The 13,482-nt window shown below is 59.9% G+C and carries 12 protein-coding genes; 10 read left to right on the top strand and 2 right to left on the bottom strand.

Annotation, left to right across the window (positions count from 1 at the left end; genetic code table 11):
• The 9 genes from fbp to NT179_09285 form a co-directional block, all read left to right on the top strand.
• Window positions 1-1,029 (top strand): fructose-1,6-bisphosphate aldolase/phosphatase (gene fbp / locus NT179_09325; GenBank protein ID MCX5722215.1); only part of this gene is annotated, 1,029 nt, incomplete at its 5' end.
• Between the two features lie 211 nt (window positions 1,030-1,240).
• Window positions 1,241-2,485, top strand: a complete 1,245-nt coding sequence (pfp, locus tag NT179_09320; protein ID MCX5722214.1) for a diphosphate--fructose-6-phosphate 1-phosphotransferase — start codon at window positions 1,241-1,243, stop codon at window positions 2,483-2,485.
• Between the two features lie 34 nt (window positions 2,486-2,519).
• Window positions 2,520-3,377, top strand: a complete 858-nt coding sequence (locus NT179_09315; protein ID MCX5722213.1) for a universal stress protein — start codon at window positions 2,520-2,522, stop codon at window positions 3,375-3,377.
• Window positions 3,378-3,443: 66 nt separating this feature from the next.
• Window positions 3,444-6,110: a calcium-translocating P-type ATPase, PMCA-type gene (locus tag NT179_09310; GenBank protein ID MCX5722212.1), complete on the top strand. Its 2,667-nt coding sequence runs from the start codon at window positions 3,444-3,446 to the stop codon at window positions 6,108-6,110.
• A complete protein-coding gene (locus NT179_09305) occupies window positions 6,071-7,330 on the top strand; it encodes a sulfite oxidase (GenBank protein ID MCX5722211.1) in 1,260 nt (419 codons plus the stop codon). The genes NT179_09310 and NT179_09305 overlap by 40 nt, the downstream gene beginning before the upstream one ends.
• On the top strand, window positions 7,327-7,929 hold the full coding sequence (locus NT179_09300) for a c-type cytochrome (GenBank protein MCX5722210.1): 603 nt from the start codon (window positions 7,327-7,329) through the stop codon (window positions 7,927-7,929). Before NT179_09305 ends, NT179_09300 begins: the two co-directional genes overlap by 4 nt.
• Window positions 7,930-8,228: 299 nt before the next feature.
• Window positions 8,229-9,692, top strand: a complete 1,464-nt coding sequence (gene zwf, locus NT179_09295) for a glucose-6-phosphate dehydrogenase (protein ID MCX5722209.1) — start codon at window positions 8,229-8,231, stop codon at window positions 9,690-9,692.
• A gap of 302 nt (window positions 9,693-9,994) precedes the next feature.
• Window positions 9,995-10,879, top strand: coding sequence for a hypothetical protein (locus NT179_09290; GenBank protein MCX5722208.1), 885 nt, complete (start codon window positions 9,995-9,997; stop codon window positions 10,877-10,879).
• Window positions 10,876-11,661: a hypothetical protein gene (locus tag NT179_09285; GenBank protein MCX5722207.1), complete on the top strand. Its 786-nt coding sequence runs from the start codon at window positions 10,876-10,878 to the stop codon at window positions 11,659-11,661. The genes NT179_09290 and NT179_09285 overlap by 4 nt, the downstream gene beginning before the upstream one ends.
• A 182-nt stretch (window positions 11,662-11,843) precedes the next feature.
• Here NT179_09285 and NT179_09280 read toward each other — a convergent pair whose 3' ends face one another.
• Together NT179_09280 and NT179_09275 are read right to left on the bottom strand one after the other, a co-directional pair.
• Window positions 11,844-12,089, bottom strand: coding sequence for a hypothetical protein (locus tag NT179_09280; GenBank protein MCX5722206.1), 246 nt, complete (start codon window positions 12,087-12,089; stop codon window positions 11,844-11,846).
• A 271-nt stretch (window positions 12,090-12,360) separates the two neighbouring features.
• A complete protein-coding gene (locus NT179_09275) occupies window positions 12,361-12,702 on the bottom strand; it encodes a hypothetical protein (protein ID MCX5722205.1) in 342 nt (113 codons plus the stop codon).
• Window positions 12,703-12,864: 162 nt separating this feature from the next.
• Between NT179_09275 and NT179_09270 the strand changes: the two genes are divergently transcribed.
• On the top strand, window positions 12,865-13,398 hold the full coding sequence (locus tag NT179_09270; GenBank protein ID MCX5722204.1) for an ATP-binding protein: 534 nt from the start codon (window positions 12,865-12,867) through the stop codon (window positions 13,396-13,398).
• Window positions 13,399-13,482: the final 84 nt, after the last annotated feature.

The raw sequence follows: 13,482 nt of genomic DNA, 5'->3' as shown, positions 1-13,482 counted from the left end.
CCGGCATTGATCGAGAACGCCAACGGGAAGCTCGCGCCGGCCAAAACCAGCGGGATGCTGGTGGACTATCACGTCTCATCCTGCGGGGATGACTTGCAGCTCATCATGACGCACCGTCATGGCGTCGATAGCGAAGCGATTCATCGTCTTGCCTGGGAGACATTCGAAGCCGGGACCCAGGTGGCCAAGGACCTCCATCTCTATGGAGCGGGCCAGGACCTCCTTTCCGACGCCTTCAGCGGCAATGTCAGGGGCCAGGGGCCTGGCGTGGCTGAAATGGAATTCGTCGAACGGAAATCTGAGCCGATCCTGATCTTTATGGCGGATAAGACCTCAGCCGGCGCCTGGAACCTGCCTCTCTATAAGATGTTCGCCGATCCCTTTACGACGGCCGGCCTTGTGATCGCCCCGACGTTGCACCAGGGGTTCCGATTCGAGGTGCAGGATATCCGTGAGCACAAGAAAATCACCTTCGACTGCCCGGAAGATCTCTACGACATGCTGATGTTTATCGGGTCGCCGGGAAAGTATACCGTCAAACATGTTTTTTCTCGCGCAGACGGGACCATTGCCGCAGCTACGTCCACGGAACGGCTCTCGCTCATCGCGGGAAAGTACGTCGGCAAGGACGACCCGGTCATGATCGTGCGGGCGCAGCAGAATTTTCCCGCGGTCGGGGAAGTGCTGGAGCCGTTTCGCTACCCCTGGATCATCGAAGGCTGGATGAGGGGCTCGCATTACGGCCCGCTGATGCCCGTGTCGGTCAAACAGGCGACGCCGACCAGGTTCGACGGTCCTCCGCGCGTGGCCTGTATCGGGTTTCAGCTGGCCGACGGCAAGCTCATCGGGCCGCGCGACATGTTCGACGATCCGTCCTACGATGAAGCGAGGCGGGATGCCAATCGGATCGCGGATGTGCTGCGCATGCATGGTCCCTTCGAGCCGCATCGCTTGCCCCTCGAAGAGATGGAGTATACAACCATGCCGCAGATTATGAAGAAATTGGAAGGCCGCTGGACCAAATTTTAGCAGGCTGTTGAAAAAGGCCGCCAGCATCGTTCTCGCGTCGTTCAGACCCTCAACGTACCCCAGAGGGTACGCCTCGGGCCTTCACTCGCTGCGGCCTTGCTGGCCGGCCATTTTGAACAGCCTGCGAGTCTTGGTTGTAGTCTGTGATTGCACCATGGTGTCTGTGTGGCCTTCACGGGGTTTCGTAATAACTTTCTAGGAGAAACGGATGATCTTGGAGAGAGCGACCGTTGGAATATTGGTCGGGGGCGGACCGGCGCCCGGCATCAACAGCGTGATCAGCGCGGTCACGATCCGCAGTATCCTTGGCGGCTGCGACGTGGTCGGGATCATCGATGGGTTCAAGTGGCTGATGGAGGGAAGCACGGGGCAGGTGCGCCCCCTCTCCATCGAAGAAGTCAGCCGCATTCATTTTCGTGGCGGGTCCTATCTGGGCACGTCGCGGGCGAATCCGACCAAGAAGGCCGAGTCTCTAGTCAATGTGCTGTCTGCCTTGCTGAGGCTGGGGATCACGAAGCTCGTGACCATCGGCGGGGACGATACGGCTTTTTCATCGCTCAAACTGGAAGAGCTGGCGGCAGGGCGCATCCAGATCGTACATGTGCCGAAGACCATCGATAACGATCTGGATCTTCCTGCCGGCATTCCGACGTTCGGTTTTCAAACGGCCCGGCATGTGGCAGTCGAGATCGTCAAAAATCTTATGGTGGACGCCCATAGCACGTCGCGCTGGTACCTCGTCGTCACGATGGGGCGCAAGGCGGGCCATCTGGCGCTTGGAATCGGCAAGGCGGCGGGCGCCACCCTCACCCTCATTCCCGAAGAATTTCAGGAGAGGCCTGTGAGGCTCCAGCGTTTGCTGGATCTGGTGATCGGCACGATGATCAAACGCCTGAGCGGCGGGCGCTCTGACGGGGTGATCGTGCTGGCGGAAGGACTGATTGAGATTCTGGATCCGCAAGACTTGGGAGGATTGGAGCATGTCGAGCGGGATGAGCATGGGCACCTGCGTTTATCGGAAGTGGATCTCGGCGATGTGCTCAGGCGTGAAGTGACGAAGGGCATGAAGGCGTTGGGCCTGTCTGCGACGGTCGTAGCCAAGAATGTGGGCTATGAGTTACGCTGTGCGGACCCGATCCCGTTCGATATGGAATACACTCGCGATCTCGGCTATTGTGCAGCCCAGTTCCTGCTCGATGGAGGCACGGCGGCCATGGTGTCGATCCAGGATGGGCGGTTTGTGCCGATCCCCTTCAACCAGATGGTAGATTCCGTCAGCGGCAGGGCGAAAGTGCGGATGGTGGACGTCGCGGCGCAGTCGTATCAGATTGCGCGCCAGTATATGATCCGGCTGTCCGAGGAGGACTTCAGCGATCCGGCGGCGCTGGGCCGCTGCGCCGCCCTCGCGGGTCTGTTGCCGGAAGATTTTCAACGGCGGTTTCGCCTGCCGAGGTGAACGTGACCGCAACTCAATCGAAAGGATGCGTAACATGAAGGTGCTTGTGGCGACGGATGGATCGAAATATGGGCGTTGGGCGATGAACTGGGTGGCCAAGCTGCCGCTCGTCGAGCCGGCAACGGTCACGGCGCTGCATGTCGTGGATATCGCCTCGCTCCGCGCGCCGTTCCTGGCGCAGCCGGTGATGGCGGGGACCGAACGGTACATCCATGAAGAAATTCAGCGTATGGAAGCGCATTCGGTCAAAGCCCTCAAGGAGGCCAAGCAGCAGTTAGCCTCGCTGAAACTCAAGGGCACGGCCCGCAAGGAGCAGGGGGCCGTTGCCTCGACGATTTTGAAGCGAGCGCCCAAGCGGGACGGGTTGTTGGTGGTGGGCAGCCAGGGCCTCGACGCGCTCGATCGCTTCATGCTCGGCAGCGTGTCGACGGCTCTCATTCACCATGCGACCTGCCCCGTACTCGTTGTGAAGGGCGAGGCGGCGCCGGTGCAGCGGATCACCTTGGCGACCGACGGGTCGTCCGCATCGGCCAAGGCGCTGGATTTTCTGGTGAACAAATTTCACGCGGATCGTGCGACCGGCAAGGGCGGGCCGATCCACGTGAGCGTCATTCATGTGATGCCCTTCATCAAGTACCCGGAGCTGAAGGCAGCAGGGCACAAGCTGGTCGAACGGAGCGTGCGGAAGCTGGTGAAGGCGGGATTTACGGCCGAGCCGGTCTATCAGCTTGGGAAGCCAGCCGAGGAGATCATGAAGGTGGCCACCAAGCACCAGTCCGACTTGATTGTGATGGGGGCCAAGGGGCTGGGCGCGGTTGCGCGTTTTCTGCTGGGCAGCGTCTCGACTAGAGTCGTCCAGCATAGCTCCTGCTCGGTTCTCGTGGTGAGATAGCCTTCTGATTACCGTGGGAGACGGACTGGGGATGCGGGCGTTGTTTCCTGTGGGTGGGTGTCAGACATGAGCCCCCAAGAAGCCATTGCTCTGTCTCCAGCCTCTGCCCCCGCTCACGTACCCTGGCACCTCCTCTCGCCCAGTGACGTCGCGACACATCTGTCGGTCGATCCAGACGCCGGTCTCACCAGTGAGGAGGCCGCGCGCCGGATCATCCACTATGGTCTGAACGAGATCCGTGAACGCCCACCGCGCCAACTCTGGCGCATGTTCCTCGATCAATTCACCGACTTCATGATCCTCGTCTTGATCGGGGCTGCGATTATTTCAGGAATCGTCGGCGAGCCACCCGATGCGATTGCTATCGTCGTGATCGTCCTGCTCAACGGGGCGATCGGTTTTGTTCAGGAATATCGGGCCGAGCGGGCGGTCGCGGCGTTGAAGTTGCTCGCGGCCTCCACGGCGCGAGTACGGCGGGGCGGCCAGGTGACGGAGATCTCAGCCCTGCAGTTGGTGCCGGGCGATGTCGTGTTGCTGGAGGCGGGCAATGTGATGCCAGCCGATCTGCGCCTGATCGAGGCCGTCCAGCTGAAAGTGGATGAATCGCTTCTGACCGGCGAGTCGGTCCCGGTTGAGAAACGCATCGCGTCGCTGCATGAGGCAGAGGCGCCGCTCGGCGACCGGGTGAATCTCGCCTATAAGGGAACCAGCGCAACCTATGGCCGTGGCAGCGGCCTCGTGGTCGCGACCGGCATGCAGACGGAATTGGGCCGCATCGCCTCGATGCTAGGGAAAGAAGGGGCGGTGAAGACCCCGCTCCAGAAACGGCTCGCCCTGTTCGGGCAGCGTCTGGCCCTGGCGGCCTTGGCGATCTGTGCCATCGTGTTTGCCGTCGGGGTGTTGCGCGGCGAGTCGGTCGTGTTGATGTTTCTGACGGCCGTGAGTCTGGCGGTCGCGGCGATCCCGGAAGCGCTCCCTGCCGTGGTGACCGTGTCCTTGGCCTTAGGCGCCCGTCGGCTGGTGAAGAAGCAGGCGCTGATTCGCCGATTGACGGCGGTGGAGACGCTGGGGTCCGTCACCTACATCTGTTCGGATAAGACCGGCACTCTCACACAGAACAAGATGCGAGTGGAGCAACTTGTGGTGGGTGGCCAGCCGGAGAGTGGCGCCTCGAACCAGAAGGAGTCCTGGCGTTGGCTGATGAAGGCCCTGGCGCTCAGCAACGACGCGACCAGGCAGAAGGACGGCCGGGTGATCGGCGATCCGACGGAGGTCGCGCTTTTTCAAGCGGCGGAAGACAGGGGCTACAGGAAGGCCGAACTGCTGGCGCAGGCGCCGCGGGTGGCGGAACTGCCGTTCGATTCAGACCGCAAATGCATGACGACCCTGCATCGGGAGGGCTCGGAGGTCGTGGCCTTCACCAAAGGAGCGCCCGAACAGATCGTGGTCCTGTGCGAGGGGCGGCTAGCCGGTGATGTCCGAATCGCACTCGATTCGGCGGCAATCTTAGCTCAAGCCGAACGGATGGCGGCGGAGGGTTTGCGCGTCTTGGCCCTGGCCTATCGGACGTGGCCGGAGTTGCCCGCAGAACTCGCCTCTGACAACGTCGAGCGTGGGCTGACGTTTCTGGGCCTGGTTGGATTGATGGATCCACCACGGGAAGAAGCCATGTCCGCGGTGGCCCTCTGCAAATCGGCCGGCATTACGCCGGTGATGATCACTGGGGATCATCCTGCGACCGCCCGCGCAATTGCCCTGCGTCTCGGCATCATCGAGGACGGCGGAGCGGTGATGACCGGGCAGGAACTGGCGAAGTTGCCGCTGGACGAGTACGAGGCGAAAGTGGAGGGGATCCGGGTCTACGCGCGCGTCTCGCCGGAGCAGAAGATCAGGATCGTGAAGGGGCTGCAAGACCGAGGCGAATTTGTCGCGATGACCGGCGATGGCGTGAACGATGCCCCGGCGCTGAACCGGGCCGACATTGGCATCGCGATGGGGCTGACCGGCACCGATGTGGCGCGCGAATCGGCCCATATGATTTTGCTCGACGACAACTTCGCCACAATCGTGACGGCGGTGGAGGAAGGGCGGCGGATCTTCGACAATATCCGCAAGTTCATCAAGTACGCGCTCTCCTGTAATACGGCGGAAGTCTGGACCATCTTTCTGGCGCCATTTCTAGGCATGCCGATCCCTCTGCTGCCGATTCACATTTTGTGGATCAACCTGGTCACCGACGGATTGCCGGGGCTGGCGCTGGCGGTTGAACCGGAGGAAAAGGGCCTGATGCAACGGCAGCCCAGACCTCCGAGCGAAAGCCTCTTTGCGGACGGCATGTGGCAGGGCATCGTCTGGGTGGGTTTGCTCATGGCCGGTGTGGCGCTCTTGACCCAGGCCTGGGCCTACAGGACGGGCCATGCCCATTGGCAAACGATGGTCTTCACTGTCCTGACTCTGTCGCAGATGGGGAATGTGCTCGCGCTTCGATCCGAGCGCGCTTCGTTCTTCCAGCTCGGCCCCTGGACCAATCTCCCTCTTCTTGGTGCGGTGGCGCTGACCGTTGCGCTGCAGATGGCGACCATCTATATTCCGGCCTTGAATCCGATCTTCAAGACTGAGCCGCTCGATGCCGAGGAGTTGCTGCTCTGTCTGGCGCTCTCGTCGATCGTGTTCATCGCGGTGGAGATCGAGAAATGGTGCCTCAGGCAGGGGTGGCTACGGTGGTCGCGATGAATGTCGATGGAGAAGCCAGCGTGACGGGAGATCCTATAGTCCCGGCTATGTCGCGGCGGACTGTGCTGGGACGAATCATCCAGGGGCTGGGTCTGTCGCTCGCGCTGGGTCCTGCGATCCCTGTCGTGCAGGCCAGGGAACGGGCGACTGAGAGTGACGAGACTGACCGTTTGATTGTGCGGGTGGCGCGGCCGTTGGATGCGGAAACGCCGGTGCAAGAATTTGCGTCCTACCTCACGCCCACCTCCCGCTTCTTCGTCCGCAGCCACTTCGGCCCCCCTCCGCCAGAACAGCTCTCCGATGAAAATTGGCGGTTGCGCGTGACCGGTCTGGTCGATCGCCCGCTGACGCTCACGTTGAGAGACTTGAAGCAATTCGAAGTCGTCACCATCACCGCCGTCGTGCAATGCAGCGGGAACGGTCGGGCGTCGTACCGGCCGAAAGTGCCTGGCGTGCAATGGGAACGGGGCGCCGTCGGTCATGCGCGCTGGACCGGGGTGCGATTGAGAGATGTTCTGGCGAAGGCAGGCCTCCAGACGAACGGTTTGCATGTGCAGTTTCAAGGGGCGGACCGTCCAGTCGCGGCGACGGTTCCGCTTTTCGTGCGCAGCATCCCGATCGAGAAGGCGCTGCACCAGGATACGATCCTAGCCTATGAGATGAACGGACGTTCATTGCCGCTGCTGCATGGGGCGCCGTTACGGGTCGTCACGCCTGGATGGATGGCGGATTCCTGCATTAAGTGGCTCACCGACATCACCGTGCAGCAGGACGAAGCCCAGGGTTACTACATGCAAACTGCCTATCGCTATCCCGCGAGACCGGTTACGCCGGGCGAAGTCATCGCATCTAGCGATCTCAAGCCGGTGGAAACGATGGTCGTGAAATCGTTGATCGCGCAGCCGCGAGAAGGAGCCACCCTTAAGCCTGGTCCCGTCACGATTCAAGGTGTGGCCTGGACCGGCGAGGGCAGGATTGTGCGCGTCGAGGTTTCGATCGATGAGGGCCGCACTTGGGAGCCGGCGCGTTTGATCGGTGAAGAGCAACCCTATGCCTGGCGCCAGTGGCAGTACATTTGGCAGTCAACTTCCGGCCTAAAGACGATTCTCTGTCGCGCGACCGATGATCGGGGCGTGACGCAACCGGAAACGAGTCCTTGGAACCCCAGCGGGTTTCTTTGGAACGGATGGGACCATGTGATCGTGGCGGTGGCCGGATGAGGCTCGCCACAAAGGTTGTTGCAATAGGCCTGCTTGGATTGGCGATGCTGCTGTTTGGCAGGGCAGGGGCAGCGCCGGGCGATCAGGCGGGATGGTCGGCACGTGCAGAGGGATTGGTGCTCGCCCGCTGCGGCATCTGTCATAGTACGGATTTAATTGCGCAGCAACGGTTGGACCGGTCACGTTGGCAGGCCACAGTCGGCAAAATGGTTCACTGGGGCGCGGAGCTGTCGGAGGAAGAAGCGGCCTTGGTGGTGGAGTTTCTTGCTGAGCGGTTTCATCCTGCCGCATCGGCGTCGGTCACGCTCAGTGAGATCGGCGCAGCAGAACCGTTACAGACCGAGCCACCATCCATGCAAGAACGTCCGAACGGAGTGGCGCAGCAGGGCGCGGCGCTCTTCGCCAATAATTGCCAAGCCTGTCATGGCGCCGGTGCCGGCGGAGGATTCGGGCCCAAGCTGGCCGGCAACCCCATCCTGCATCTAGAGACTGCGTTTTGGGAGACGGTCCTCTACGGACGAGGCCCGATGCCTGCCTGGGAACATACGTTGAGCCGACAAGACATTGCTGACATCCTAGCCTGGCTAAAAACGTTGTAGAGTGGCGCGTGGCGGGCGTGATCTCTTGTGCTCGCGTAACGCGCAGGGGCTCGTCTGTCTGGTTGGCAGGTCTATCCGGTTCTTCTGGATAAATTTCCGGTCCGACCAACCAGATAGACGAGATAGACCCCATGAACCAACCGTCGTTGGACACGCGCAGTGGGAGATCACGTCAGCCACCTGCCTGTGAGGAGGGGAGCGAGCGTGTAAGAAATCATTCATGATGCAGCGGTATTTGCCGAATCCTGTATTATGGGAGCGTGAACAGGCGGTTGATCGTTTAGATGGAGGACCCGCGGATGTCGCAACATCAAGTTGAACCCCACGTCTTTATCGTCATTGGCGCGACTGGAGATTTGACGCGCCGGAAGCTCCTGCCCGCTCTGTATCATTTGCGGGATCAAGGAATCCTGGAAACGCGCAACACCCTGATCGTCGGGGCGGCCTTGCCTGAGTTGGGCGAAGAGGGGTTTCGGCTCTGGGCCTTCGAAGGCCTACAGCAAGCCGGCTGGCGCAATGAAACGGAGTTGCGCGCCTGGTGCGAGGAATGTCTGTACTACCAGACCTTGCATGAGGGGGGGACTCAAGATTATGAGGCGTTGGCCCGGTACATCCGGCGGTTGGAGCGCATCCACAAGATGCCGGAGAACCGGGTATTCTATCTGGCCTTGCCACCGGACACGGTGCCTGCCGCGATGGAACAGTTGGACCAGGCGGGACTGCTCAAGAGCCACGGGTGGGTCCGCGTCGTGTTCGAAAAACCATTTGGCCACGACTTCCATTCAGCTCGGCATCTGAATACGACGCTGCATCAATATATCGAGGAGTCTCAGATCTACCGTATCGATCATTACCTCGGCAAAGAGACGGTGCAGAATCTTCTGGCGTTCCGCTTCGCCAACCCGATTTTTGAGTCGCTCTGGAACCGCGACACCATCGAGAATATTCAGATTACCGTGGCCGAAGATCTCGGCGTCGAGCATCGTGGGGCCTATTACCAGCAGTCCGGGGCGTTCCGCGATATGCTCCAGAACCATCTGACTCAACTCATGACGGTCGTCGCGATGGAAGTGCCGGTATCCTTCGATGCCGCGGCGATCCAGAGTGAAAAGCTGAAAGTGCTCCATTCCATTGCGCCGATCACGCAGCAGGATGTCGTCTTTGGCCAGTACACCTCTTGGCAGGTCGGAGACCAGACGATTCCCGGCTATCGCGAGGAACAGGGGGTTCCGAAGGATTCAAACACGGAGACCTATGTTGCGTTGAAAGCGGAGATTCACAACTGGCGATGGAAGGGCGTGCCCTTTTATCTGAGGACAGGTAAACGGTTTCCGCGTAAATTGACTCAGATTGCGGTGACCTTTCGCGAGGCGCCCACCCAAGTGTTTCGCTCTCTTGATCCCGGCAGTATCCCGCCCAATAAGCTATTGATCACGCTTCAACCTAATGAAGGGTTCTCGCTGTGCTTTTCCGTGAAGAGTCCCGGGAGGCCGTTCCAGCTGAGCGACCATGCGCTGCAGTTCGACTACGGGAAAGCGTTTGGCCAACTTCCTGAAGCCTACGAGACGCTGCTCCGCGACGTGATGATCGGCGATCAGACCCTCTTTGTCAGTGCGGACTTTACTGAAACGGCTTGGCGCCTCTATGATCCGCTGTTGGCCGGCGAGAAAACCGTCCACTTCTACACCGCCGGTTGCTGGGGCCCAAGCGAAGCGGATGTGTTGCTGGAAAAAAATGGACATCGGTGGGCTTTAGGTTGGTAGGGGAAGGGACCGGCCAGGTGCCCTCCTTGCTCGCGGAACGCGCACGATAGGAATGTGCTCGTTGGACGCGCGCAGTGGGAGATCAGTCGGCCGCCTTCCTGTGAAGAGAAGCAAGCAGAGTCGGAGGGGTGGATAGAGAGAGGGCCTCGCTCGACGGCCGCAGTCGAAAGCTCCTCACACCCTTGCTTGATTGAGTGGGGATCCGGGGAAGAAGCGAGCAATCTTTAGTGATGCCTGGCAGGGCGGTCCATAAAATTAGTCGAAGTGTTTCCATTGGGATGCTCGCCTTGATGGTTTTTTCTGTGGCTGCTTGCAGCCAGTTCGAGCCGCGGGATAAGCGGTTTTACTATCGGGCGTTCTGGAACTTTGCGCTGCGGGAGGATTTGGCCGAACTCGATAGTGAGTTCAACGGCGTGGACTTCGGCCATTCCAATCTCTACGAGAATCTTCTACTCACGGGCGGGACGGATGTGCCGGCTATCGAAGATCGGGCCCGCGAGGAGACGCTCGCCTTCATTGCGTCGAAGCCTCGGCTCAATCCCAACGAGGAGGCCATCGCTCCGACCTACATGAAGCTGGCCTGGCGCGCGCAGAATACGTTCGATGAAGCGCATGCCCTGCATCGCGCGACGTACGACATTGTGGTGTCGGACGAGCCGGATAAGGACCGCGCCATCCGGAATGTCCTGGCCTATTACCAGGAGAGCTCCTACGCCATTACGGCCAAGAAGCTGGATCATCATCGCCTTGATGCCTTTCTCTATTCCCGATCGTTCCGCAACCGGTTTCCGCTCTTCAATGCCACCATCTGGGCGTACCATTATCTGCAAGTGGCTGTGTACGATCCGCTGCAGGCCGCGCGCGATCTTGAAACCAAGAAACAGGCCGTGCGCCCCATTCTCCTGACCTATCGGCATTATCTCGACCAGCCACAGACGCAATGGACCTTCATGCCGCTCACGGCGGAGCTTAGCCCTATCTTTGCCGCGCGCTATCCGGAGATCGCCAACATCTTCGACAATCTCCACATGTTGCATGACAACATCAGCGACATCCTCGCGAGTGAACTGGTGCCGACGTGGGAGGATAAGCGGGAAGAGATCTATCGCATTCTGAATACCTATTATCTGGCGACTGCGGACGCGACGAATCCGATGATCGTGACACATGCGGAGCACCGCCATTGAGGAACGTCACTCTGCGAACCTTCCGTTTCTTTGCGCTTATGCTGCTGGGTCTGTTGCCCGCGCCGCTCCTTGCTCTGGATCATGACAACCTCGATCCGAACAGGCCGATCGGGATGGAAGATGCCTATGCGATTCCGAAAGGGGAGATCGGGATGGAGGGAGGCGTGCGTTTCAACGACCGTCGGGAGGGCCGCACGCGCGTGACCTTCCAGCCACAAATCATCTATGGCGCCTTCGATAATGCGCAGATTGAAATTCAGGGCGACCTGTTCACCGAGCCGAACAGCCTTGTCGGCGCGAGCAAGTCCGGCGATTTGCACCTGGGCCTGCTGTACAACTTCAATACGGAGACGCTGGCGTTGCCCGCCATGGCCCTCCGAGTCGAAACGGACCTACCAACGGGCGTGAATTCACGAGGCGTGGATACGCAAGTGACCGGCATCCTCACGCGATCGTTCGGCCGCCTGCGCGCGCACCTCAACGCGGGCTATACCGTGCTTGGCTTGCCGAAGGGACAGGAGCGGCCTGGGGCCTACCGTGCTGTGGCAGCAGTCAGTTATCCCTTGGGATATCCCGACAGTTTTCGTGACACACTGATCGCCAGCGTGTATACGAGAGAGTCGGACCTGCGCGGCCAACGGAATCACACGGGCGTCGAAGTGGGGATTCGCCATCAACTGACGTCTCGTCTGGTGGTCGACGCCGGTCTCGGCACCGAGTTCGCAGGACCGGCTGATCGGGCTGCGGTCTTAGGAACGGTGGGGCTATCGGTGGGATTTTAGAATGATGCTGGAAAAGTTCGCCAGCTTCGTTCTCGCATCGTTCAGACCCTCACCGTACCCTCCGGGTACGCCTCGGCTCTTCACTCGCTGCGGCCTTGCTGGACAAACATTTCGAGCATCATTCTGGGCTATGGCCTGTTGAAAGAGGGGCGGCAGTTGCATCGCCCTCAACGGGGTGACAATTACGCGACCTTTCTCTCGCTCATCCTCTGGATCGCGTCCGGTTGGGCGATCTTGCTGACGATGTAATAGCCTGGCTGTTTGAGCGTCAGGCGTATCCGCCCTTCCCGCCTCAATCGGTTGACCTCGATAAACACCTGGTCCCACGTAAGTTCCGGACATTCGAGGATCACCTGTTCGATGGTGCAGTTATTCGAATGGGTGACAATGTCCATAATGTGGTCGGCGGCTGATTCTATCTGTGCCATGGGATCCCCCTTTTCTCGGATGTGTTCCATGCGGGAGTGAAATGCAATGGCAATGCCGGGCGCTGGCTGAGGAGGAACCGCCTGTAATGTCCTCATGATTTCAACGTTGTTTTGGATTGTCGGCAAAGCCCAGTTGGCTGCACAGGCATCGCGAGGGAGAGGGATGTCAAATCCTTGACGTCATGTGCCCTGGCTGAAGTTGTCTCGCCTGGGCAAGAACTGCCTACCGACATTGGTCAGCAGTCGGCTAATACGTCGCACCGCGTGCGGATTAGGGCGCTGTCTTTGATGGGAGCGGGTTGAGGTGATCGACGATGAGCCTCGCGTCGGCGACCGGGTCCGTCGTGAAGGGAGCGGTCTGCTGACGAGTCACCGGGGTGCTCAATCGCTCTGCCGCCTGGCGGACGGGAAGAGGGAAGGATTTGTCCTGTTGGATTTCGCGGAGATGGGCCATCGCATCCCCGCGCCATCGGGGAAGAGGGAGCCGCGCCAGCCAGGCTTCGGTGGCGAGGGCCACGGCTCGTCTGGCACAGACTCGCGCCTTTCCGTCGTTGTTGTCTTGCCGCGCGGCCTCGGCTGCCGCAAGTTCCTGTTCAATCAACGGTGTGGACATTGCTAGAATTTTTTCGATGTGCGGGTGAGTTGCTGGTTATTGTGATCAATTACAGATAAGATTCGCAAGCCGTCTTCTGGATAGCAGGGAGTGGGCGTTAGGGGATTGGATGGGGCCGGGAGTTCAACTCATTGAATCGTATGAAGAGGAGCGCGAAAAAGAATGGCAGCTAAGGCAACCAAAGGGAAGAGCGTGAAGGCCGTAGTGAAGAAGGCTGCAGTGAAAAAGAAGGCAACGCCGCCGCGCCGGGTGAAGAAGCCCAAGGCCCCATCAGCTGCGGTCCTGATCCTGTCCGGTTCCACAGCGCTTCGCCGGAGGAAAGCGGCTGAGACGTTGGCCGAAACCTTGAAAGTGGATCTGTTCAGGGTGGATTTGTCGGCGGTGGTGAGCAAATACATCGGCGAAACAGAAAAGAATCTGAACGACGTGTTTGATAAAGCCGAATCCAGCGGCGCGATCCTCTTCTTCGATGAAGCGGACGCCTTGTTCGGGAAACGCACGACGGTCGCAGATGCGCATGACCGATACGCGAATGAAGAGGTTGCGCATTTTCTGCAGCGGATTGAGAGTCATAACGGACTGATCATCCTCACGAGCAATGGGAAGCAACGTCTCGATGAGGCGTTTTCTTCCAAGACTCAGGTGGTCGTCATGGCTGGGACGACGAAGCCGGAGCGAGCAAAAAAGAAGAAATAGGAGGGAGTGGCCAGGCCATCCTTCTTGCTCGCGGAACGCGCACGATCAGAATGTGCTCGTTCGACGCGCGCAGTGAAGGACAGT

Source organism: Nitrospirota bacterium (assembly GCA_026387665.1).
Taxonomy (GTDB): Bacteria; Nitrospirota; Nitrospiria; order Nitrospirales; family Nitrospiraceae; genus Palsa-1315.
This window is presented reverse-complemented; position numbering and strand designations above follow the sequence as displayed.